Origin of the sequence: Brevibacterium sp. HMSC22B09 (assembly GCF_001806795.1) — a bacterium.
Classification (GTDB): Bacteria; Actinomycetota; Actinomycetes; order Actinomycetales; family Brevibacteriaceae; genus Brevibacterium; species Brevibacterium ravenspurgense.
In genome coordinates this window covers 1-22,034 of record NZ_KV786028.1, presented here as the reverse complement: position 1 = coordinate 22,034, position 22,034 = coordinate 1, and the positions used below count along the sequence as shown (strand labels likewise).

Annotated in this window: 19 protein-coding genes; 6 read left to right on the top strand and 13 right to left on the bottom strand. The window is 63.6% G+C overall.

The genetic code is table 11. The features are described 5' to 3' along the window. Nucleotides 1-50: 50 nt before the first annotated feature. The 9 genes from HMPREF3087_RS09275 to dcd all read right to left on the bottom strand — a co-directional run bounded on the left by HMPREF3087_RS09275 (nucleotide 51) and on the right by dcd (nucleotide 9,445). Nucleotides 51-839, bottom strand: coding sequence for an HpcH/HpaI aldolase family protein (locus tag HMPREF3087_RS09275; protein ID WP_176745030.1), 789 nt, complete (start codon nucleotides 837-839; stop codon nucleotides 51-53). After that, nucleotides 832-1,407 carry a monovalent cation/H(+) antiporter subunit G gene (gene mnhG / locus HMPREF3087_RS09270; protein WP_070428928.1) on the bottom strand — a complete coding sequence of 192 codons (576 nt, stop codon included), beginning with the start codon at nucleotides 1,405-1,407 and terminating at the stop codon, nucleotides 832-834. The genes HMPREF3087_RS09275 and mnhG overlap by 8 nt, the downstream gene beginning before the upstream one ends. Continuing rightward, nucleotides 1,404-1,835: an MrpF/PhaF family protein gene (locus HMPREF3087_RS09265; RefSeq protein WP_070428927.1), complete on the bottom strand. Its 432-nt coding sequence runs from the start codon at nucleotides 1,833-1,835 to the stop codon at nucleotides 1,404-1,406. The genes mnhG and HMPREF3087_RS09265 overlap by 4 nt, the downstream gene beginning before the upstream one ends. Beyond that, nucleotides 1,835-2,584: a Na+/H+ antiporter subunit E gene (locus tag HMPREF3087_RS09260; protein ID WP_070428926.1), complete on the bottom strand. Its 750-nt coding sequence runs from the start codon at nucleotides 2,582-2,584 to the stop codon at nucleotides 1,835-1,837. The genes HMPREF3087_RS09265 and HMPREF3087_RS09260 overlap by 1 nt, the downstream gene beginning before the upstream one ends. Then, the gene (locus HMPREF3087_RS09255; protein ID WP_070424812.1) at nucleotides 2,581-4,272 is read right to left on the bottom strand and encodes a Na+/H+ antiporter subunit D; all 1,692 of its coding nucleotides are present in this window, start codon (nucleotides 4,270-4,272) and stop codon (nucleotides 2,581-2,583) included. Before HMPREF3087_RS09255 ends, HMPREF3087_RS09260 begins: the two co-directional genes overlap by 4 nt. Further along, complete coding sequence (locus tag HMPREF3087_RS09250) at nucleotides 4,269-4,823, bottom strand: Na(+)/H(+) antiporter subunit C (protein ID WP_061942372.1); 555 nt, start codon at nucleotides 4,821-4,823, stop codon at nucleotides 4,269-4,271. Before HMPREF3087_RS09250 ends, HMPREF3087_RS09255 begins: the two co-directional genes overlap by 4 nt. Continuing rightward, nucleotides 4,820-7,903, bottom strand: a complete 3,084-nt coding sequence (locus tag HMPREF3087_RS09245; RefSeq protein WP_070428925.1) for a Na+/H+ antiporter subunit A — start codon at nucleotides 7,901-7,903, stop codon at nucleotides 4,820-4,822. The genes HMPREF3087_RS09250 and HMPREF3087_RS09245 overlap by 4 nt, the downstream gene beginning before the upstream one ends. Before the next feature lie 61 nt (nucleotides 7,904-7,964). After that, a complete protein-coding gene (locus HMPREF3087_RS09240; protein WP_070428924.1) occupies nucleotides 7,965-8,846 on the bottom strand; it encodes a hypothetical protein in 882 nt (293 codons plus the stop codon). After that, entirely contained in the window at nucleotides 8,846-9,445 is a 600-nt protein-coding gene (gene dcd / locus HMPREF3087_RS09235) for a dCTP deaminase (protein WP_070428923.1), read from the bottom strand. The genes HMPREF3087_RS09240 and dcd overlap by 1 nt, the downstream gene beginning before the upstream one ends. Before the next feature lie 199 nt (nucleotides 9,446-9,644). On the opposite strand from dcd, the gene HMPREF3087_RS09230 reads away from it, so the two are divergent. Genes HMPREF3087_RS09230 through HMPREF3087_RS09220 form a run of 3 tightly spaced genes read left to right on the top strand, consistent with a single transcriptional unit; the run spans nucleotide 9,645 to nucleotide 13,956 of the window. Beyond that, nucleotides 9,645-11,807: an LPXTG cell wall anchor domain-containing protein gene (locus tag HMPREF3087_RS09230; protein WP_070428922.1), complete on the top strand. Its 2,163-nt coding sequence runs from the start codon at nucleotides 9,645-9,647 to the stop codon at nucleotides 11,805-11,807. 21 nt (nucleotides 11,808-11,828) lie between these two features. Next, complete coding sequence (locus HMPREF3087_RS09225) at nucleotides 11,829-12,929, top strand: hypothetical protein (RefSeq protein ID WP_070428921.1); 1,101 nt, start codon at nucleotides 11,829-11,831, stop codon at nucleotides 12,927-12,929. 1 nt (nucleotide 12,930) lies between these two features. Further along, nucleotides 12,931-13,956, top strand: a complete 1,026-nt coding sequence (locus tag HMPREF3087_RS09220) for a hypothetical protein (protein ID WP_070428920.1) — start codon at nucleotides 12,931-12,933, stop codon at nucleotides 13,954-13,956. 69 nt (nucleotides 13,957-14,025) lie between these two features. Here the strand turns inward: HMPREF3087_RS09220 and HMPREF3087_RS09215 are convergent, their stop codons facing one another. The 4 genes from HMPREF3087_RS09215 to HMPREF3087_RS09200 form a co-directional block, all read right to left on the bottom strand. Then, entirely contained in the window at nucleotides 14,026-15,966 is a 1,941-nt protein-coding gene (locus HMPREF3087_RS09215) for an NHL domain-containing thioredoxin family protein (RefSeq protein WP_070428919.1), read from the bottom strand. Between the two features lie 232 nt (nucleotides 15,967-16,198). Next, nucleotides 16,199-17,032: a histidine phosphatase family protein gene (locus tag HMPREF3087_RS09210; protein WP_070428918.1), complete on the bottom strand. Its 834-nt coding sequence runs from the start codon at nucleotides 17,030-17,032 to the stop codon at nucleotides 16,199-16,201. An 8-nt stretch (nucleotides 17,033-17,040) separates the two neighbouring features. Further along, on the bottom strand, nucleotides 17,041-18,006 hold the full coding sequence (locus HMPREF3087_RS09205; protein WP_019174045.1) for a diaminopimelate dehydrogenase: 966 nt from the start codon (nucleotides 18,004-18,006) through the stop codon (nucleotides 17,041-17,043). 155 nt (nucleotides 18,007-18,161) lie between these two features. After that, entirely contained in the window at nucleotides 18,162-18,887 is a 726-nt protein-coding gene (locus tag HMPREF3087_RS09200; RefSeq protein ID WP_070428917.1) for a DedA family protein, read from the bottom strand. 183 nt (nucleotides 18,888-19,070) lie between these two features. Between HMPREF3087_RS09200 and HMPREF3087_RS09195 the strand changes: the two genes are divergently transcribed. From HMPREF3087_RS09195 to HMPREF3087_RS09185, 3 genes are read left to right on the top strand one after another with little or no spacing between them, the layout of a single operon-like run. Next, nucleotides 19,071-19,925, top strand: a complete 855-nt coding sequence (locus tag HMPREF3087_RS09195; protein ID WP_070428916.1) for a fumarylacetoacetate hydrolase family protein — start codon at nucleotides 19,071-19,073, stop codon at nucleotides 19,923-19,925. Between the two features lie 6 nt (nucleotides 19,926-19,931). Further along, on the top strand, nucleotides 19,932-20,714 hold the full coding sequence (locus HMPREF3087_RS09190; RefSeq protein WP_070428915.1) for an HNH endonuclease family protein: 783 nt from the start codon (nucleotides 19,932-19,934) through the stop codon (nucleotides 20,712-20,714). 28 nt (nucleotides 20,715-20,742) lie between these two features. Continuing rightward, entirely contained in the window at nucleotides 20,743-21,996 is a 1,254-nt protein-coding gene (locus HMPREF3087_RS09185; RefSeq protein ID WP_070428914.1) for a MalY/PatB family protein, read from the top strand. Nucleotides 21,997-22,034 lie beyond the last annotated feature (38 nt).

The following is a 22,034-nucleotide window of genomic DNA, read 5'->3' as shown; positions in this document are numbered from 1 at the left end:
ATTTTGACACGCTCCCAAAACGCCGCTCTCGGAAGCATCCCATCGGAAGCTCAGCCCTTGCGGATCGCCTCGAGCCCATCTGCGAAGGCCCAGCTCAGCAAAGCCGTGTCCGCCGCAAGCGACACCATGCGAAAGCCCATATCGGACCAGCGGCGCGCCAGTTCGATGGTTGGCGCAAAGATGCCGGGCACCTTGCTGTGTGCAGCGCAGGCTTCCAGTACTCGCTCAAGAGCGCGTTCCACCGCCGGGGCGGTGAAATCACCCGGCACGCCCAGGTTGGTCGACAGGTCGAGCGGACCGACGAACGGCACATCGACACCGGGCAGCGCGGCGATAGCGTCGACCTCTTCTACGGCGCCAGGAGTTTCGATCTGCGGTAGGAACAACGTGCGGGCGTCTGCTGCGCGCTGTGCAGCTTCTGCCGGTCCGCCGACGTACTGATCGCCCGCGATACCGAAGGCTGAGCCGCGCACACCCACGGGCGGGTACTTGATCCACGAAGCGATTCGCTCAGCGTCTTCCGCCGATTGGACCCACGGGACCATAATCGCGTCAGCCCCCGCGTCAAGCGCAGTCGACACCAGGTGCTGCTGCGACCCCGGCACGCGCACCACGGCTGTGATGCCCGTCTGTCGGGCCACTGCGATCGGCGCGCGCGCAGCATCCAGACCGAAACCGGAGTGCTCTAGGTCAAACAGCACCCAATCGGCCCCCGCCTGTTTCAGCAGGGTCGGCAGGCCGGGACTGAAGAATTCGATGACGAAAGTCCCGAACACGGGCCTGGTCCGAGCCGTCGTCAGCAGCTGGTTTTCCTGTGCAGCGCCTTCTGTGTCACTCACGGTCATCTCCTTTGACTGTCCCGCTATTGGAATCTTCTGCGGCTGAATCTGCGCCGGCACCCTCGCTGCTGGCAGCTTCAGCTTGGCTTTCAGGACCCGAGGGGTCCGCTCCCCCAACGTCCAGCGTGCTGGCGGCTTCCTCCGCAGAGCCGACCGGCGCCTCGTGAGAATCAGTGTCACCTGTCCCCGGCTCGGCAGACTCCGCCAGAGCTGTCGCTTCGCGGGCTTCAGCACGCGAAACAGCATCGGCCAATTCATCGCGGAACAGCTGCGCGCGACGCAGGTGGCGGGTGCGGTAGCCGGCTCGACCGACCATGTGCGCACCGACCGGGGCGGTGGCCATCTGGAAGACCGCAATGAGCAGGCACGTGGTGATCAGACCGAAGCTCGGCTGGGTGACCGCCACGACGATGAGCACCAGAACAAGCCCGAACACCTGCGGTTTCGACCCAGAGTGCAGGCGCGACAGCAGGTCGGGAAAGCGCATGAGCCCGGCCGCCGCGGCAAGCGAAAGAACGCCGGACAGCAGGATGAAAACGCTCAGGACGATCGAAACGACGAGGCTCATGGGCCGACCCCCTTCGCTGGGTCGGTGTCTGCCGGGCTTACAGCCGCGGTGCCGCCGGCTGAGGGTGCGGATCCCGAGGTGCCGTCGGCTGAGGCGGGCTGGTTCGGGTTGGTCTGGTCGGGGTCGGCGGGTGGTGCCGGCGGCGGCGTGTTCTCGGAGCGTGCCACATAGCGTGACACCGCGACCGAGCCGACGAAGCCGAAGAACGCCATCGCCAGCAGGATGAACTGCAGGTCAGTTCGGCCAGTCACAGCCATGAACACTGCAAACGAGCACATCATGGTCGACAGCAGAACATCAGTGGCGATCATGCGGTCGAGAATTGCCGGTCCACGGACAATCCGCACAATGGCGACCGCAGCGGCAACCGAGAACAGCACAAAAGCCACGGGCAAGACGACTGCTGCGACGCGCGGGTCGAACTCCATCAGGCACCGTCCCCTCTGGTGGTGTCAGCGCCGGCTGGTTTCACGCCAGGCTTGCCCTCGCCGCTGGTCTTGGCGTCCGATTTCGCTTTGACGTCCTTCACGGTGCGCCCACCCAGAACGGGCTTCTGCCCCTGGGCGATGCGGGACTCGTTGAGAACGTGGATGTCGTGGAGCGAACCCATCGCCTTGATGACATACACCTCGATTTCCAGGGCCAGTTCGCGGGCGCTTTCGATCTGTTCGTCGGTGTTGCAGTCAAGCACGTGGAGGAAAATCACGCCACGAGCGCGGTCGACCTCCGTGACAAAGGTGCCGGGGATCAGCCCCGCGGTCTGCGCAATGATCGTGATCAGCAGGTCTGACCTGGTGTGCAGGTCAACAGCGATGACGCTGCCGGGATTGGTTTTGCGCGGCCGCAGTGCAACGGCGGCAACCTGCAGGGCACCGCGCGCCAGCTGCCAGGCAAACCACGCCAGATACACCGCGAAGTACCACGGATTGATGCGGCCGGACAGTTCGATCGGCGGCAGGTAGAACAGACGCGTGACAATGACGGCGACGATGATGCCGGTGACGATGTGCACGACCGACCAGCCGTCCCACAGCATGATCCACAGGATCACGAGTCCGGTGGTCAGCAGCAGCTGTCGCACAAGCGCCCACCGCAGGGCTTTCCTATCGGCAGTCCGTGCGGCTGCGCTCTTGGACTTCTGGCTCTCCGCCTTCTGGCTGGACTTCTGGTTCGTCACTGCTCACCTCCCGCGGCATCTGCCCCTGCCTGCTGTTCGGAGGCTTCGGAAATGTCGTCGGCGTAGCCCGGCGGAACGGACTTTCCGTCCGGTCCCGGTGTGCCGTTCTGGCCGACTTCGAAAACCGCTGACACGTAGATTCGCGGGTCGATGAGGTTGACGGCGGCGTTTTCGGCAGTCCTCCACAGTGGGCCGGCGAAGACCGTCAGTGCTATCGACACCGCGAGCATGAGGACTGCCGGACGGGCCATAGCCCCGGGGAGCTTCTGCCGGGCGGGTTCTTCCGCACCGATGGCCCGGGCACCCTTGACGGCCTTGATCTGCTTGATCAGCCGTTCGGTTTCCGGCAGCCTTTCCGGGGCCTCTACCGGCGAGCGCCAGAACACCTGGTTCCACGTGCGGCCGATGACGTAGAGGGTCAGCAGGCTGGTGAGCGCGCCGATGGCCACGAGTGTGATGGTCAGCCAGTCTGCGTCGAGAACACCCGCGAAGAAGAGGGCGACCTTGCCGATGAACCCTGACAGCGGCGGAATGCCGCCGAGGTTGAGCGCGGGTATCAGGAAGATCCAGGACAGGGCCGGTGAGAGGGTCATGAGGCCGCCGAGCGCGCTGATCTTAGTGGTTCCCGTGCGCTGTTCGATGAGTCCGACCGCCAGGAACAGAGTGGTCTGCACGACGATGTGGTGAACCGTGTAGTACAGCGCGGCGGCCAGGCCCAGTTCGGTGCCCAGGGCAACACCGAACAGCAGGTATCCGATGTGGGATACGAGTGTGAACGACAGCATTCGCTTGAGGTCGGTTTGGGCGACAGCTCCGAGGATGCCGACTATGAGCGTCAGCCCGGCCACTATGAGCAGCGGTGTGCGCAGCGACTGGCCGAAGAACAGAAGCGTTTCGGTGCGGATGATGGCGTAGATGCCGACTTTCGTCAGCAGGCCCGCGAATACCGCGGTAACGGGGGCCGGGGCGGTCGGGTAGGAGTCGGGCAGCCAGAACGACAGCGGGAAGACCGCGGCTTTGATGCCGAAGCCCAACAGCAGCGCAATGTGGAGGAACAGCTGGACGTCCTCGGGCAGCATGCTGAGTTTGACCGCGAGGTCTGCCATGTTGACGGTTCCGGTGGCCGCGTAGATGAACGCGATAGACCCCAAGAAGATGAGCGAGCTCAGCAGTGACACGACGATGTAGGTGGCGCCGACGCGCACTCGCTCTGGGGTCACGCCGATTGTGATGAGCACGAACGATGCCACCAGCAGCATTTCGAAGCCCACGTAGAGGTTGAAGAGGTCACCCGCGATGAATGAACCGGCAACACCGGCGCACAGGATGAGGTAGGCGGGGTTGAACACCGAAACGGGCGACTGTTGGGAGTCGTCGGTCATCTCCTGCCCGACGGCGTAGATGAACACGCTCAGGGTCACGAGCATCGAGACCACCAGCATGAGCGCTGACAGTCGGTCGACCACGAGTGCAATGCCGAAGGGCAGTTCCCACCCGCCGACGGCGACCACCTGGATGCCCTGCGCATCGGTGGCCCACAGGAGCGCACCGCTGATGCAGAGCACGAGCACCAGCGTGATGACCGTGACCAGGTTCTGCAGGCGCACGCGCATACCCGCGAGCAGGTTGATGCCCGCTCCCAGCAGCGGCAGCACCACCGGCAGCGGAACAAGGGCTGCGAGTGTCATGAGTCTCCTCCCTTGTCCTGCTGGTCTGCCGAGGTGCCGCTCGGCTGTTCGTGTTCTGTCGGCTGGGATTCTGGATCCCCGTCGAGGTCTGCCAGTTTGCGGGCCCCGGTGACGGGGAATTCGGCGTCACCGCCGAATTCGGTGTCGTCTTGGTCTTCTGAAACGTCGCCTTCATCGCCCATTGCTGCGCGCGACTTCAGGCCGATGCGGATGTCTTCGAGGTCATCGTCGAGGTTTTCGCGCCGCATGAGTCGCCAGGATCGGTAGATCATGGCGAGCATGAACGCGGTCACGCCGAAGGTGATGACGATGGCGGTGAGAGTCAGCGCGTGCGGCAGAGGGTCGGACATGCCTGCGGTGGACAGGTTTTCCTCGCTCGTCAGGGGCGCCCGCCCCGGTTTTCCGGAGGTGAGCACCAGCAGGAGGTTGACGGCGTTGCCGAAGAGCACGATGCCCAGCAGCACGCGGGTCAGTGAGCGCGACAGCATGAGGTACACGCCGCCGGCGAACATGACGCCCATGGCCAGGGCCATGACGAGAGGTGTTGTCACAGTGAATCACCCCTGTGCTGGCCGGCACCGTCCAGTCGGTCGATGCGGCCCATGATGGCGTGCATGCGCGAAGTGTCGAAGTCTTCGTCGACATCTGACAGCGCTTGGGTCAGTCGGTCTTCGTCTTCTTCCTGGTGCCGGTCGACCTGCGCGCCGAGCGTGCGGAGGATGTCGAGCATGAGTCCCAGGACAATCAGGTAGACGCCGATGTCGAACAGGGTCGACGTGCCGAATGCGATGTCGCCCAGGGGGCCCAGCGGGATTTCCACGAACACGCTGGACAGCACGGCGTCTCCCCACAGCAGTCCGCCCACGGCGGTGAGTGCCGCCATCGTCATGCCCAAGCCCAGCAGGAGGCCGGCGTTGATGGGTGCGGCTTCGGCGAGTTCCCACCGGCCTCCGGCCAGGTAGCGCATGATGAAGGCGAGTCCGGCCACGAGCCCCGCGGCGAACCCGCCGCCGGGCAGGTTGTGGCCGGCGAAAAGCAGGTAGACGGAGAACACCATGACGGGGTGGAACAGCAGTCGGACGGTGACTTCGAGGATGATCGACCGGTTGCGCGGGTTGAGGGTACGGCCTGCCAGCAGCCACGCGCCTCGATGGGCGACTTCGTCCGCGGCTTCCGGTGCGTTGCGGTAGTTCTGCGGGTAGCGCGACACGTCCGCACCCTCGCTGGACACGGCGTCGTAAACCGGGTTGAAGCGCCACAGGATGCCGCGCTTGCGCCCCGGGTCGCTGTCTGTGCCTGACTGCATGCGCTGCAGCGAGGTGCCCCTGTTGTTGATGAAGATGAGGCTCGCAATGCCGGTGGCGGCCACGACCACCACGGCGAGCTCGCCCAGAGTGTCCCAGGCTCGAATGTCGACAAGTGTCACGTTGACGATGTTCCTGCCGTGACCGCCGAACCATGCGAGAGCACCCCAGTCAGACGAGATCGGCCGTTCTGAGCGAGCGGCCATGGCCACGATCGTGCCGATCGACATAACAGCGCCGAAGGCTACTGCCAGGCCGACGCGCACCGTCTGCTTGAAGGGTCGTTTGCGTTTGCCGCTGATCAAATTGCTGGGCAGTCGACGCAGCACGAGGATGAACACGACGAGCGTGATGGTTTCGACAAGGCCTTGGGTCAGGGCGAGGTCGGGCGCACCCTGGAAGGCGAAGAACGCCACCATGGCGTAACCGGATATGCTCACGACAACGACCGCGGCGAAGCGCTTCTTCATCATGAGCACGCCGATGGTTGCGGCGATGAGCGTGGCGGCAACTGCCCACTGCTGCCAGCTGTCGGCAAGCACCAGCTGATCGGGCCACGTGCGGTTGAGCGCGAGTGCGGTGATGAGGGAGCCGACGGTCACCAGCAGGATGACGGCCTGGTAGAAGGGCAGCGAACCGCGCTGCGTGCGGGCGGTGACGAAAGCGGCAGTGCGTTCAAGCCCCTGAATTGCGCGACGGTAGCCCTCGTTGAAGTCGAGTTCGGGAACGTACTTGTGCAGGCGAGCATCGCGCCCGGACACCCAGGCGATCAGAGCACCCAGGATGATGGTCGCGACCGAAAGGCCGAGTGCTGGGTTGACGCCGTGCCACAGGCTGAGTTCGACGAGCTCTGTTTCTCCCGCAGCCGGCGGGACGAAGGCCGTGTAGGTCTGCAGAAGCACCTGCAGCGCGCCGGGGAACAGGCCGAAGGAGAAGATTCCCGCGACCAGCACGACGGTGGGCAGGATGAGGATCGGATGGGTGTTGCCCGGCGCGACCGCCTCGACTCCGGACTTGGTGAAGAATGCACCCCACACGAATCGCGTCGCGTAGGCGAAAGTGAAGACCGAACCCACGAAAATGCCGATGAGCGCGATCGTCGCACCGGTCGAACCGTCATCCAGCAAAGTGCCGTAGGACGCTTCTTTTGCCACAAAGCCCAACAGCGGGGGCACACCGGCCATAGATGCTGCGGCGATCGTGCCGACAGCAGCCAGCAGGGGGTCTTCACGGCCGAAGCCGGACAGCTTGCGCAGGTCACGGGTTCCTGCCCAGTGGTCGATGATGCCGACCACCAGGAACAGCGTCGATTTGAACAGCGCGTGGGAGACGAGCATTGCCAGGGCGGCCAGGGCGAGGCTGGCAGTGCCGAAGCTGGCCATGACGGCAAGGAGTCCCAGCTGAGACACGGTGCCGTAGGCAAGAACGAGTTTGAGGTCGTACTGCTTGAGCGCCCTCCAGGCACCCAGGAGCATCGTGCTGATGCCGACCGTCAGCAGGACCGGCTGCCAACCGGGCATGGCCGAAAAGCCGGGAGCCAGGCGCAGGATCAGGTAGATGCCCGCTTTGACCATAGCCGCGGCGTGCAGGTAGGCGCTCACAGGAGTGGGTGCGGCCATCGCACCGGGAAGCCAGAAGTGGAACGGCAGAAGAGCGGATTTCGCCATCGCTCCGACCAGCAGCAGGAAAACACCCGCGATGACCATGGGGTACGTGCCGGTGTCCGGGTAGCCGACCTGCACGATCCGCGTGAGGCTCATGGTTCCGTAGCTGGCGGCCAAGAACACGATGCCAACGAGCATCGCCAGTCCGCCGAACGTGGTCACAATGAGCGCCTGGAGTGCGGAGCGGCGGGACTGCACGCGGGTGTTGAAATGGCCGATCAGCAGGTAGCTGAAGACCGTTGTGCCTTCCCAGAAGATGAAAATGACCAGCAGCTCATCGGCGATCACCAGGCCGTACATCATGCCGGCGAAGGCCATGAGGACACTGGCGAACCTGCTGAGCGACTGGTCGTCCGCTTCGAAGTAGCGCGCACTGTAGATGAAGATGAGCGCGCCGACACCCGTGACGATGAGCGACATGATCCACGACAGCGCATCCAGTTGGAAGACGACGCTCATTCCCAGTTCGGGAAGCCACGAAAGTTCTTGGCGCACAGGCGGCGAACCGGAAGTTCCGAGCACCGGCCCGGCGTTGAGGACCGTGTAGAGGAAGCCGGCGGCGGGCACTGCCGCAAGAATGAAGAACGCCCCGCGCTCGAAAACACGAAACAGCAGCGGGGCGAACAGGGCGGCGACGAAGAAACTCAGAAGAATTGTCGTCATCGCGCCCTCCGGGTGTGAAAATCAGTTGACATTTTTACATACCCGGGGGAACGCGTGAACTTCACCCCTCCAGTTGGTGGTCAGCCAGAAGGAATCCGTCCCGGTCTACCGCGGTTCCGCCGGTGGCGTCGACGACAGCTGCGGCAAGGTCGCCGATGATGCTTCCGGCGGTGTTGCGCATGCGCCGGTGAGCACGCGAGGAATCGTCGTCATCGTCCGCGTGCCAGCGAATGGAGTAGGCAGTCTGCGGGCCGTCAGCAAAGCGCTCCACGATTGTCGGCAGGGCGGTTTCGACCATGACGCCCAGTTCAATCAGCCCGCGCCCTTCCCCCAGGTCGATGTCGAGGGAGTAGCCGTCGAGTTCCTGGTCCTCGGGGGCATCGGCCGAGGTGTCGACCACCTGACCTTCCGGGATCACCTCTTCTATCAGGGGCAGCAGGAGGTCCGAGGTGATCCAGTACTGGGAGTAGACGGTGATTTCGGGGTGGGCGTCGGGATCGGGCACAATGATCCGCTCGTGTCCGCCCGGTTCGGCATCATCGGCGATGCGCACCGCTGCGTGGAGGCGGCGGGCGAGCGCAATGAGCAAGTCGACGCCGCGCTCTTCTTCGCGCATAGGCAGGCCGGCGGGAAACAGCTTTTCGATTCCCTCGGAGTGGACGAACCATTCCGGTGGGGCTTCCGGTTCACGCTCCCTCGGCGTCGAGAGCGCGTAGGCTGCAGCGAACACGGATGGGATCTGTACTTGTTCGGCAGCGCTCTCAGTGATTTCCAGCGGGCCTGTCAGTGTTGAATAGCGGCTGAGCTTTCGCGTGCCGCCATCAGCTGCAAGGCGCGGCAGCACGTTCGACAGGAGAACGTCGACGTCGCTGTCGAGAACAGTGTCGTCAACCAGCAGCAGGTGCTGGTTTCGCAGCGTCTCGACATCAGCGGTCTGCGACATCAGCGCGGATCCTGTGGGTTCACCTGTGCGCGGTAGAAGTTCTCAAAGGACCGCGATGCGGTGGGGCCGCGCTGGCCCATGTAGCGGTTGGCGGTTGCCGGGTCGGCTCCGTAGGGGCGCTCAGCCTGCGCTCCCATGCGGAAGAAGCACAGCTGGCCGATTTTCATGCCCGGCCACAGGGTGATGGGCAGGGTCGCGACGTTCGACAGTTCGAGGGTCACGTGCCCCGAAAACCCTGGGTCGATGAAGCCTGCGGTGGAGTGTGTGAGCAGACCCAGGCGGCCCAGGCTCGACTTGCCTTCCAGACGGGCCGCGATGTCAGTGGGCAGGGTCACGACCTCAAGGGTCGAGGCGAGCACGAATTCGCCGGGGTGCAGCACGAACGGTTCGTCGCCGTCGGTTTCAACCAGGCGGGTCAGTTCGGGCTGTTCCTGGGAAGGGTCGATGACCGAATACTTGTGGTTGTCGAAAAGCCGGAAGCTGCGGTCCAAACACACGTCGACGGATGCCGGCTGGACGAGGCTTTCATCCAGCGGGTCCAAGCGGATACGGCCTTCGGCAAGTTCGGCGCGGATTTCGCCATCAGATAGGAGACTCACGTCACCAGGCTACAACGCCCGGCCAGTCCTCATACACCACTAACGCTGAGGGCTTTCTTAACATCTGGCCAGAAATCGTTTACAGTTGGAAACTGACCTACACCCCGCACCGATGGTGCCTTCCCCTTTCAACCTCGTTGGGTGGGTAGGTGTCGTCGCCTTTGTTGGGTGTGTTTGCAACACAACCGAAAGGCTAACTGTGAAGACTCTTCCCAGTCTTGTTCTTGCCCCCGCAGTGGCCGCGGTTACAGGCTTTGCAGCCGTTCCCGCTTTTGCCGCTCCCGGGGATCAGGCCCCGGATACAGCTTCCGGCCAGAACTCCACTACGTCATCATCTGACTCTGAAGAAGGCGAAGTCAGCGTTTCGCTCGCACAGGACTCCATTGCCGCCGAGCAGATTGCCGACAGCAAGCAGGGTCTGAAGTTCACCGGAACAGGCTTCACCCCCGGAGACAAGGCAACTGTCACCGTCATCGGCACCGACGGAATTTCCTACACCCCGGACACCAAGCTGGCCGTTTCGCAGGCCGGTGAGGTCAAGGGCTCCTACTTCTTCTCGACCGACAAAGGCTCGAAGGTCCCCGAGGGCAGCTACCGTCTGTTCCTGACGGACCTCAAGACGAACGAAGCCACCGAACTGGCGAAGTTCAACGTCGGCGACAAAGCCGACGACACTGCCGAAAAGCCGGCAGAAGACGAACAGCAGGCAAAGCCGGAAGGTTCTGCTAAGCCGGAAGGCGCATCGGAATCCGCTGATTCCGCATCGACCCCGACAGAGGACAAGAGCGCAGACGCGAGCGCCAGCCCGTCGGCTCAGCCGAGCGAAACCTCGACCCCGTCGGAGACCCCCTCGACTTCCGCATCGCCGGAACCCAGCGACAGCCCGTCCGCCACCGAAACTGCCAAGCCCGAAGACAAGGCAGGCGACAAGAAGGACGAGGCCGACGACAAGGCAGCAGAAGACAAGTCCGACGAAAAGCAGGACGACGCTGACAACAAGTCCGATGAAGCTGATAAGCCGAAGGTCACTGAGGATCAGCTGCCCACCTCGACCCTGTCGTTCAGCAAGAACCGCGTTGAGGACACCGACTTCACCCTGAGCAAGGACGAGGTCGCCCAGGTCGAGGTTGGCGAAAAGGCTTCGAAGCAGCAGAAGGAAGCTGCGCAGAAGAAGTCGGAAGAGTTCGCTAAGCAGGGCAAGGGCGTGACCCTGACCCTCAAGAACGGTCTGCCCGGCGCTGAATACATCTTCAAGGTGCAACAGCCCGGCACTGCCAAGCCGTTTGAACTTCCGGCCAAGACCGACTCGGCAGGCACCGCCTCGGTGTGGATCTACGACAAGGGCACCGCTGTGACCGGCACCTACAAGGTGACGGTTGAAGGCGCAAAGGCAGTAGTGAGCGACAAGGCTGACGAGGCCGACAAGGAAACCGCCAAGCCGTCTGAGGCACCGACCGCCGGCGCGGGTTCGATCACTCCGTCCAGCACTCCGTCGAGCGAAACCACGGTGACCGCAACGGCAACCCCGTCGCCGACCACCGAAGCTGACAAGAAGGACGACGCCGCCACGGATTCGTCTGACAAGAAGACTGAGTCCACCGCAGCCGAGTCGAACGAGAAGCTCGACTGGAATGAAGTCCGGAAGCTCGACAAGGACAAGACGTCCAACGTCGATATTGAAGAGAACGTCCAGGTTGCTGCTGCCTCGTTCACGGTCTTCAAGGCTGCACCGGAGCCGAAGCCAGAACCGAAGCCTGAAACGCAGACGCCGACCACTCCGGAAGACAAACCGTCCACAACGGTGGAGGACCCCAGCCCGGCATCTGAACCTGAGGCTAAGGGTATGAACGCGCAGCCTGAAGCACCGGAAGCTGCAAAGCCGGGTGCTGAAGGCGACGCAGACCAGAAGGCAGAAGAAGACGGCCAGGCTGAGAGCGACACCAACGCCACGACTGACGAAGGCGATAAGGCCGAAGACACGACTGACGATGGCGATAAGGCAGAAGACGCTGACCAGGCTGACGACGCCGGCGACAAGGCTGAAAACGAAGCTGGCGACAAGGCTGAAGACAGCGACACAGCCGACGCCAAGACTGACGAAGCCGCACAGGCTGACGAGTCTGAACAGACCATGACGTCCAAACAGGAGCAGGAAGACACCTCGGGTGCCGAGCAGCGCCGCGAACTTCCCAACACCACTCCGGACGACCACTACGCACAGTCGCAGGAGAGCACCAGCTCTCCCGGCTCGCAGCTGCCGCGCACCGGCGGCGACCTCACCGGTCTTGCACTCGGTGCTGGACTCGTTGTGGTTGGTGCGGCTTCGATCGTCGTCACCCGGCGCAAGGTCAGCGGCATCTGACACCACCGGTATCTTGAGTACATGACTGAACTTGACCTCAGCGATGTCGTGTTCTCGGGAACACCGCTGACAGACGGCCCGATCGGCACCTCGGAACGCCTCGTCATCATGGGGCAAAGCGAGGACGTCGAGACTGCCCTTCGGGCCGTCTGCGCCAAAACTGAGGTCTGCGCTCTGGCGGGGGAAGCCACAGCGTCAGACACCCTCATTCGCTACGCCAAGCACCAGCTTCGCGCCCTGACCGGCAGCCGTGCGGCTGTCCGGCCGGGGCTTGAGCATGTGCGCTTGGCCGCTCGTTTCTTCGGCATCACCGTCGACGGGCGGCGGGCTGAGGAACTCGACCCCGCGGCTCGCGCCCGACTGCGCTTAGCGGTCACTATCGCAGCCGCACTCACGCAGAACACCCCCTGGCTGGCATTGAACCGGCCGTTTGACGGGATCCCCGCACGTGCCCGAGCAGGTATACGAGGAAGACTGCTGGACGCACTGGATCACTTCGAACTGGGGGCTGTTTTTGCGCTCGACTCGGCCGTCGATGCGGGAATCATCGGCGGCCGAACAGTCGTTCTTGAACTCGATCAGGTTGCTGACGCCGGTGATTTCGGCCAGCAGCTGCGCACTCCGCGCTCCAACCTGGCCGCAGACCTGGCCGGGGTCAACGTATTCTCCGGTTTGGCCAGGCGCGGTTGGCTTTCAATTGGGCATTCGCAGGTGCGCGCCAAAACTGAATTGGACGGCAAGGTGTTCGTCACGATTCCCACCGGTGCGGTCCGCCTGTCCTTTGACGAATTCTCACCGATTTTCGACGGTGAGGCTGTTTTCGAAGCCCTCGTTGTCGGCCTGCACGACAAAGACTCAAAAGTGCAGGTCACGCTTTCGCCATCCGATACCGAGGTGGGGCTGGCGCTGCAGGCTGATCTGTTCGACTTCAGTGCCGAAGCAGCTGACAACTCTGAACTTCCGTGGGGTGTCCTCCATCCGGACTTGGGTGCGGACATTGCCCAGCAGAGCGCTGCCGTACGGCCGGGCACCCGCCTGTGGGTCGAAGTGGACACCGCGCAGATGCGCGCCTATCCCGTAGAGGATGCTTCACCGACCGCTGTCATGGGCGCTAAGGAATGACATGCGCAAGTGGTTGAGCGCTTCTGCTGTCTTTCTGCTTCTGGCGGTTGTGAGTGTGCCGGTTTTCAATCTGACCCGCTATTCGCCGGCGACCACCGTCAGCCGCTACCTAAATGCTTTAGCTGACGGCAACGGAGCGACGGCACGCGGACTTGTTCTGGGGCCGGACCTGCAGAACACGGACGGCATGACTGACGAGGTGATCGGCGGTGCGCAGGGTGTGCCCACGCAGATCAAAACGGACGTTGAAGAGTCCGGTGACACCACGGCCCGGGTGCGGGCGGACTACGTCCTGGGGTCGAAACCACATTCGACGGTTTTCACGCTCGAACGGATTCCGCGCACGTGGGGACTGTTCAGCCAGTGGAGAATCCGCGTTGAGGACTGGCCCACGCTGTCAGTTCAAGGACCGCAGGCGCAAGCCGCAAACATCAACAGTCAGCCCATGGCCAACGGCACGAACGCCGTTCCGGTTCTCTTTCCCCTGCAGTACGGGGTCGGCTTCAACCAGAAGTACGTGAAGTCCGGCTACAAGACGGTTGACGTGGTTGAACCCGGTGAAGAGCACAGTGTCACGGTCGAGGCTGAGCCCACTCCGGCGCTGAGCGAAGAAGCCCAGGCACAGCTGCGGGCGCAGCTGGAAGACTGCACTAAGCAGAAGGTGCTCATGCCCACCGGCTGTGTTTTCGGCTACGAAACAGACAACACGATCCTGGGCGATGTGCACTGGGAGCTGAAGTCAGTTCCGGACGTCGAGCTTGTGCGCGACCCCAGTATGACGGTGTCGACTTCGCTGGGAAGCTCCGGGGATCCCTCTAGCGGCGATGGCGGTGACAGCCAGAAGGCTCAACAGGCCGGCGGTCTGCGCATGCGCCCGGCTGAGGCAACGTTCATCATCTCCGGCAACTACCGGGATTCCCGCACCGGCACGGAAACTGATTTCCGCGAAGAAGTCACGGAGCTCATCTCCGCCCGCATCATCCTCACCGAGGACGGCAAGGTGCGGGTCGAGCAGATCGAACCCTGAAATGACGAGGTGCCGCTTAGGCGAGTTTCGGAAACTCGCCTAAGCGGCACCTCGTGCGTGGGAGTGGGGTCAGACCCCGCGAAGGTCCAGGTCCAGGCGGTTGGGGCCGCCCTCACGGATGACCAGCGGAATGCCCCAGTCCTGCTGGTACAGGTGGCAGGCCGCGTGCAGCGGGATTTCGCCGCCCGGTTCGCCATCGCAGGATGCCGCGCGGGCCGTCACGTGCAGAACACCCTCCGTGAAGCCTTCGGCCAGGGTGATCGTGCGGGTCTGGCCCTCCGCTCCCCCGGCGCCGTCGGCGATGAGCTCCGGCGGGGTCGAGGAGATCTGCAGCCACGTGGGGTCACCCCAGCGGTCGTCGAGCTTCTGACCCTGGGGAACGGTGAAGTGCACTTCGACATCGAGGGTGCCCGTGCCGATTTCCGTGGGCGGACGCTTGGTCTGCTTCTGCCCTTCGTTGACCTCAAGGGCTTCGGCCGGGATCGCCACGGCGGTCAGAGCGTGGTTGGCGGATTCTGCGACCAGCAGGTACGCATCGCCGTCTTCCGGGGTAACCACGAGGATGTCTGAGGGTTCGCGCAGGTCGCGGGCGAGGGTCGAAACTTCGTCGCGCGTGCGGTCGTAGCGGCGGACGGCGCCGTTGTACGTGTCTGCAATCGCAATTGAGCCGTCCGGCAGTTCCGCCGCGCCCAGCGGGTGCTGCAGACGAGCTTCGGCTGACGGTCCGTCCTGGAAGCCGAAGTCGAACAGGCCGGTGCCCACATAGGTTTCGACCGTGCCGTCTGCCGGGTTGAGGCTGCGCAGGGCCGAGGTTTCCGAATCTGCCAGAAGCACCTGGCCTTCGGCTGTGAGCGCAAGGCCGGAGGTCTGGGCGTACCAGGCTTCTTCCGGCGCTCCGTCAGTCAGGCCTTCGTTCATGGTGCCTGAGAACAGGCGGACGGTGTTCTTTTCGGGGTTGAACGCCCAGATGGTGTGGTTGCCGGCCATCGCGATGATGACATCGCCGGTTGCTGGAACAAACTGCACGTCCCACGGGCTGGAGAGCTTGATGCCGCGGGCCGGGCCGTCGTAGCGCAGTTCAGTGCTGCGACCCTCAACGGTGTTGTCAGCCGCGCCGACCATGTACTGTTCGCCGGTGCCGGCGACGGTCGTGACTTCGCCGGTGTCCAGGTTGAGGCCGCGCAGTGCGTGGTTGACGGTGTCTGCGACGACCACGTGGTAGCCGACCTTCTCAGCCAGTTCCGGGCTGAGTTCGGCCATGCCGCCGGGCTCAGAGAAGCGCGCCTGAGCGGCTTCGGCGTCTGCCGAGGTGTCCGTGACGAGCGCTTGGCCATCGGCAAAGCCGCGTTCTTTCGCGCCGTAGCGGCGCAGCTTCGTCACACCGTCCGGGGCGTATTCAACGAGGCTGTGGTGGCCGGAATCGCCCACGAGGATGTTGCCTTCGTGGCCCGCTGTTTCCAGGCGGATGAGTTTGCCCGGGTAGAACAGTTCGCCTTCCCGCGGTTCCGGCGCCACGTAGGGGTCGTTGCCGGAGCGCAGTGTGCCCTTGGCGCGGTGCTCTTCGACGAGGTCTTCAATGAGGCTGGTGATGCCCTTCGAGTGTCCTTCGCCGGACATCTTCGCCACGAGGTAGCCCTCAGGGTCGATGAGCGCCAGCGTGGGCCACGCCCGGGCGGTGTAGGCCTGCCATGTCACGAGGTCGGGGTCGTCTAGCACAATGTGCTCCACCTGGTAGCGCTCAACCGCCTGGTCGACGGCTTCGACGGTGCGTTCGAATTCGAACTTCGGCGAGTGCACGCCGATCACCACGAGCTCGTCGTGATACTTCTCTTCGATTTCGCGCAGTTCATCCAGAACGTGCAGGCAGTTGATGCAGCAGAACGTCCAGAAGTCCAGCAGAACGATCTTGCCGCGCAGATCCTGCAGCGAAAGGTCTTTGCCGCCGGTGTTGATCCAGCGGCGCCCCACGAGTTCGGGTGCGCGCAGACGGGGTGAAGAAAGGTCAGTCATAGCGTTCATTGTTCCAAACACGGTCGTGGCTGGGTGCACTGCACCCGGCAGCTGAGACGCGCCTCGCCCCAAGCGCTGAGGTCCGATCCCGCACCCGTTAGCCACGAATCCACGCTGTAGCCGCACAGAGACTCCCCTTAGCAAGAGAAACTCCCGTCAGCAGTTGTTGCTAAGGCGCAGAAGCCGGCTAAAGGGAGTCTCGGGACAATCTGCCCTCGCCAGCAGTCTGCGTTCAGTGCGGGGTGATGCGGCCCTCTTCGGGTGGGCCGAGGTGCGCGTGCTCGTTGAAGGTGATGAGTCGGCGGCCGTCGGTCTGGCTCATCGAAGCGTTGACGAACTCGCTGTTGAACAGCACCACCTGCTCGATTTCGCGAACAGCACGCGCGGCATCCGCCGTTTCAGCAGCGGACATCTTCGGCCCGTCAGCAGGCCCGCCGGCCGTTTCCGCCGGGAAGCCCGCACCGAAGTCAAGAAACGCCGCGGGCCCCGTTTCCTGGGTGAAGTCGTGCCCTTCCAAACCGAAGTCCAGAATCCCGGCAGTGGAAGATCCAGCCGACGGCACCTCGAGAGCGTGTCCTGCGAAGACCTCCGGCCGGCCCGCCATGAGCCAAGCTGAAATCACCGCGGACACACCCCCGGAGCTGATGATCAACCCGTCACGGCCTTCCGGCAGCCGCTTGCAGAACTCGCGGTAAGCGGCGATCACCTGACGCAGGAACGGCGGGAAGTCCGACTGCGCATCGGCCATCCACAGGGCCATCGCACGGTCCAGCCGACCGGGCTGCCCCGGCTTCATGTCCGGGGTGTAATCGGCCATCACGCGGCGGTGGTCGTATTCGTTGAAGCGCTCGTCGCGCAGAGCCTCGAGCTTGTCGCCGAAGATGATCGACGCCGTGTCGATCTGCCGCTTGAGAGTGCCGGTGGCCACCACGGGCTCCCGCAGCTTCAGAGCGGCGAGCCCGTCGCCCAACAGTTGGGCCTGGTGACGGCCCAGAGGCGACAGAACGTCGTAGTCCTCAGCGTGCGCGGAAGCCTGCCCGTGGCGGGCCAGAACAATGCGAGTCATACCGACTATCAGATGTCGCGGGCCACCAGTTCGTCAAGGCTTGCCGTCGACAGCAGGTACGGAGCCACTTCGAGAACCGTGACGGCACCCGTGCGGCCTTCGCGAGCCATGCGGACCGCGGCACGGCCGTAGGCCAGCTGCGCGGCGGCGGTGAAGTCGGGGTTGCGCTCAAGTTCGAGGGTGAACTCGACCGAGCTGTGCGTGCCGCCAAGATCGCCCGAGGTGATGACGTGGCCGCCGTGGGGCATGCCCTGGTGTTCGCGGTCGAAGACTTCCTGGCTGACGAACTCGACGGTCGTTTCGTAGGGCTCGAAGTAGTCGGGCATCGACACGATTTCCTGACGGATGCGCTCCTGGTCAGCCTCGTCTGCAACCGCGACAACGCGGCGGCGGTGGGCGTTCGCGCCGGTGATTTCCTCGCCGCGTCCTTCTTTAGCCGCCTGCAGGGCTTCTTCCTTCGGCAGCGTGTACTGCACGCCGGCCTTCACACCCTCCACGCGACGCACGGCGTCGGAGTGGCCCTGCGACAGTCCCGGACCCCAGAAGGTGTTCTGCTGGGCGTTGGGGAACAGAGCTTCGCCGATCGTGCGGTTGATCGAGAACATGCCGGGGTCCCAACCGGTGGAGATCATGGCGACGTTGCCGCCGGCCTTTGCCGCGGCGTCCATCTTTTCGCGGTGGGCAGGGATCAGGTGGTGGTTGTCGTAGGTGTCGACGGTTGTGAAGTTCTCGGCAAATGACGCGGCCTGTTCTGGGATGTCAGTTGCCGAACCCAGGCACAGGAACAGAAGGTCGACTTTGTCTTTGTGCTCGGCAGCTTCTGCCACGGGGTAGACGGCAGCGTCGGTCTCAAGTGAGTCGCGGCGGGAGAAGATTCCGTAGAGCTCCATGTCCGGCTGCTTGGCGATGAGCTTTTCAACGCTCTTGCCGAGGTTGCCGTAGCCGACGATTGCCGCACTGATCTTCTGAGTCATCGTTTCACTCCTTCGCGCTCTGGGCGCATAGATTCTGAAACGGCGTTAAGCCCGCTCCGGGTTGCTACTCTACGCCTGCTTCCGCCACGACCCTATCGACAGATTCACAGCAAACGGCGGCCCTTTCCCGCGCTCAGAAAGTGGGAAGGGGCTGATCAGGCCCCGTGCTCTCCGCTTTCAGCTTCCTGAGCTTCAGCCGGACCGGCGGCCTCACGAGCAGCCTGTTCCTTCTTATAGGCGCGGCGTTCGCGGATGACCTCGATGGCCACGGGGATGAGCGACAGACCGATGATGACGAGCACCCACAGGTCCACGTGTTCGCGAATGATGTCGAAGGTGCCCAGGTAGTAGCCGGCCAGGGGAAGGACAAAGCCCCACGTGAGACCGCCCGCCACGTTCCACAAGATGAATTTGCGGTACTTGTAGTGCGCGACGCCGGCGGCCAGCGGCACGAAAGTCCGCACGATCGGCACGAAGCGAGCCAGGAACAGCGATTTCCCGCCGTGCTTGACGAAGAACTCTTCCGCCTGGCGCAGGTGGGCTGTCGACAGAACGCGCGCATCGTCCTTGAACAGCCTGCGGCCGAACCGGTAGCCCAGGAAGTACCCCACCTGGTCACCGCAGATGGCGGCAATCCAGATGACGGGAATCAGCTGCCACAGGGGAACGCCCATTGCCGGCGACATGAGGCCCGCCACGAACAGCAGCGAGTCACCGGGCAGGAACGGAAACAGCACACCGGATTCGATGAAAACGATGAGTGCGACAACCGCGAGCATCCACGGGCCTGCTGATTCGATGATCCGCTGCGGATCGAGAAACGCTGGGGCGGCAATGATGTCGGTCGCCCCCGCTGAGGCAGCGGCAAGAGTGTCGAGCATGAGTATCCTTCTGTACGCGTCCCCACTACTATGCCGTGTTTTTCTGTGTGCATGCCGAACAGGCGGGTGTGCTTTTCACCTCGTTTGCGGTGCTGCTTTAAGGCTGCCGAGGCGGAGCTCGGCTCCCCGAGAGCCCTCGTGTCAGTGCCCTGGTCTAGATTGAAGAAAACACAGGAGGAACCGATGCAGCTTATGCGGATTGGTCAGGCCGGTCAGGAAACCCCGGTTGTTGTGGACGGCGAGCGCTGCTTCGATGCGAGCTCTGCTGTCACCGAATTCGGCGGGGACTTCGGTCCGCGCTTCTGGGCGGAAGGTCTGCCCAAGCTTCAATCGCTGGTTGAACTGGGCCAGCTTCCTCCTTTTGATGCCGAAGGCAAGCGGATCGGCGCACCGATCGCCTCGCCGCAGGCTGTCATCTGCATTGGGCTGAACTACACCGACCACGCTGCAGAAGCGGGCCAGCCGATTCCCACCAATCTGGTCACGTTCCTCAAGCACCCCAACACGATTGTCGGCCCCAATGACCCGGTGGGCATCCTGCCGGGATCTGAGAAAACCGACTGGGAAGTCGAATTCGGCTTCGTCATGGGCAAGCGCGCCCACGCACTGGCTTCGGCGGAAGAGGGCCTTGCCGCGATTGCCGGCTTCACCCTGGTCAACGACGTCTCGGAACGCGCCTTCCAGAACCTCACACCCCAGTGGGGTCTGGGCAAGAACATGCCCAGCTCCACACCGGTCGGCCCGAAGGTTGTGACCGCTGATTCCATCGACCCGAACAATGTCGGTCTGCGCACCCTGGTCAACGGCGAAGTCCGCCAGGACGGCAGCACCTCGAAGATGATCTTCGACGTGGGAACCATCGTGTACAAGCTGTCCCAGTACATGACTCTTGAACCCGGCGACATCGTGTCAACGGGCACGCCCGCGGGTGTGGCCATGGCCGGAACCCACCCGTTCCTTACTGCCGGTGACGTTGTTGAACTCGAAGGCGACGGACTGGGCTCGCAGCGTCAAGAATTCTTCCAGCGCGAAGGCTGAGCGTCTGTGCGCTCACCACGCAGGTGGGTTCCGGCTGTTCTGATCGCACTGCTCGTTCTGAGCGGCTGTGCCCCGTTGCCGGAACCCTCACCTGGTGAAACACCTGTCCCGAACGCCACTCCGACGGCAGCCGAAGCTCCGTCGGAAGGGCCAAGCCCCTCACCCACTCCACCCCCGGAAAGGCCGCAGGCGCAGAAGAAGCCGGGTGGCACCTCGGACGTGGGGCCGGCAAACCCCGGCGCCCAGAAGTCACTGGCCGCGCTGAAGAAGCTGCCGGTCAAGGGCAAAGCCCCGGCCACCGGGTACGGGCGGGTCGAAAAGTTCGGCAGGGCCTGGACGGATACCGACTTCAACGGCTGCCGCACTCGCGACGACATTCTGGCCCGGGACCTCGTTAACATCACCCGCGATGGCCGTTGCAAAGTCATGTCCGGCACTCTCGTGGATGCCTACACGGGCAAGCGGATCGACTTCGTACGCGGCCCGACCACCAGCCAGAAAGTGCAGATCGACCATATTGTTGCGCTGCACAACGCGTGGATCACGGGTGCGCAGCAGCTGACCCAAGAACAGCGGATCGAGTTCGCCAACGATCCGCTCAACCTCATTGCCGTCGACGGAGCCACGAACTCCGCCAAGGGCAATAAGGACGCCGCCTCGTGGCTGCCGCCGAACAAGTCCTACCGGTGCACCTATGTGGGCCTGCAGATCCGGGTGAAGGAAAAGTACTCCCTGTGGGTCACGAAACCCGAACGCGATGCCATGGAACGAGTGCTCAACAAGTGCTGAGGCGGGTGAACGCCGCTAGGCTGGCTTCATGCACCCGTATGACAGCATCACTCGCAAGCAGATCGAAGAGCGCGGCAGCCGAAAGTGGGCGGAATACCCCGGGGCGATCGGCGCATGGATTGCGGAAATGGACTTCGGCATTGCGCCGGCCATCCGCGAAGCTCTCAAAGTCATCGACGAAAACCAGCTGTACGGCTACACCCCGCCCGCACTGCTGAAGGGCCTGGGCGAAGCCACTTCCGAGTTCTACGCTTCGCGCTACGGATGGGAATTCCCCGCTGAAAACGTGTTCCCCGCGTCCGATGTTCTGCTGGGCATGGGAGGCTTCCTCGACATTCTGGCGCCCCGCGGCGCCAAAATCGTGGTGCCCACACCGGCGTACATGCCGTTCCTCACCGTCCCCGGCGCGTTCTTCCGCGACCATGTCGAGGTGCCGCAGAAGATCGTCGACGAACCCTCCCCGGAGCTGCTTTCCACCTCGGCAGACCGGGAAGACCTACCCGCCCCGCTTGCCGGGCGGCACTGGGAAATGGACTTCGAAGCGATCGATGCGGCGCTGTCCACTGCCGGTCCGGACGGAGGGCCCGGCGGCGTGCTGGTGCTGTGCAATCCACACAACCCCACCGGCCGCGTGTACACGCGGGCTGAACTCGAAAAGATCACCGAGATCGTCGAAAAGAACGGCGCTCTGGTGTTTTCGGATGAAATCCACGCACCGCTGACCTACAGCGGCTTCCAGCACATTCCCTACGCTTCGACCTCAGAGGCTGCGGCACGGCACACGCTGACGGCGACATCGCACACCAAGTCGTTCAACACCCCTGGCCTGAAGTGCGCTCAGCTGATCTTCACGAACGACGAACACCTTGCCGCCTGGAAGAAACACGGAACGCAGTTCTCGGCGACAGCCGCAACACCGGGTGTCATTGCCGGCATCACCGCCTACCGCGAGGGCGGCGAATGGTTGGCCGACACTCTTGGCTACCTCGAACAGACCCGCGACTTCGTCGCCGACTTCGCAGCGGCTGAACTTCCTGAGCTCGGATACATCAAACCGCAGGGCACGTACCTGTCATTCTTCGATGCGAACGCACTGGTCCCCCGCCTGCCCGAAGGCGTGAGCCCACAGCAGTTCTTCCTGCAGGAAGCCCGTGTGGCCATGAACGACGGCGCGACCACCGGACAGGCCGGCAAGGGCTGGGTCCGCTTCAACATGGGAACACCGCGGCCCATTGTGCAGGAGGCACTCGAAGCTATGGCCGCAGCCATCCGCAAGCTGTAAGCAAGGAGCGCCGCGGCCCGGCGCTTGGTGCCGGGCCG

Excerpts from the sequence above, each read along its gene's own strand:
- mnhG (WP_070428928.1), bottom strand. The coding sequence starts at position 1,407 with ATGAGCCTCGTCGTTTCGATCGTCCTGAGCGTTTTCATCCTGCTGTCC.
- HMPREF3087_RS09265 (WP_070428927.1), bottom strand. The coding sequence starts at position 1,835 with ATGGAGTTCGACCCGCGCGTCGCAGCAGTCGTCTTGCCCGTGGCTTTT.
- HMPREF3087_RS09255 (WP_070424812.1), bottom strand. The coding sequence starts at position 4,272 with ATGACACTCGCAGCCCTTGTTCCGCTGCCGGTGGTGCTGCCGCTGCTG.
- HMPREF3087_RS09245 (WP_070428925.1), bottom strand. The coding sequence starts at position 7,903 with ATGACGACAATTCTTCTGAGTTTCTTCGTCGCCGCCCTGTTCGCCCCG.
- HMPREF3087_RS09240 (WP_070428924.1), bottom strand. The coding sequence starts at position 8,846 with ATGTCGCAGACCGCTGATGTCGAGACGCTGCGAAACCAGCACCTGCTG.
- HMPREF3087_RS09225 (WP_070428921.1), top strand. The coding sequence starts at position 11,829 with ATGACTGAACTTGACCTCAGCGATGTCGTGTTCTCGGGAACACCGCTG.
- HMPREF3087_RS09220 (WP_070428920.1), top strand. The coding sequence starts at position 12,931 with ATGCGCAAGTGGTTGAGCGCTTCTGCTGTCTTTCTGCTTCTGGCGGTT.
- HMPREF3087_RS09215 (WP_070428919.1), bottom strand. The coding sequence starts at position 15,966 with ATGACTGACCTTTCTTCACCCCGTCTGCGCGCACCCGAACTCGTGGGG.
- HMPREF3087_RS09210 (WP_070428918.1), bottom strand. The coding sequence starts at position 17,032 with ATGACTCGCATTGTTCTGGCCCGCCACGGGCAGGCTTCCGCGCACGCT.
- HMPREF3087_RS09205 (WP_019174045.1), bottom strand. The coding sequence starts at position 18,006 with ATGACTCAGAAGATCAGTGCGGCAATCGTCGGCTACGGCAACCTCGGC.
- HMPREF3087_RS09200 (WP_070428917.1), bottom strand. The coding sequence starts at position 18,887 with ATGCTCGACACTCTTGCCGCTGCCTCAGCGGGGGCGACCGACATCATT.
- HMPREF3087_RS09195 (WP_070428916.1), top strand. The coding sequence starts at position 19,071 with ATGCAGCTTATGCGGATTGGTCAGGCCGGTCAGGAAACCCCGGTTGTT.
- HMPREF3087_RS09185 (WP_070428914.1), top strand. The coding sequence starts at position 20,743 with ATGCACCCGTATGACAGCATCACTCGCAAGCAGATCGAAGAGCGCGGC.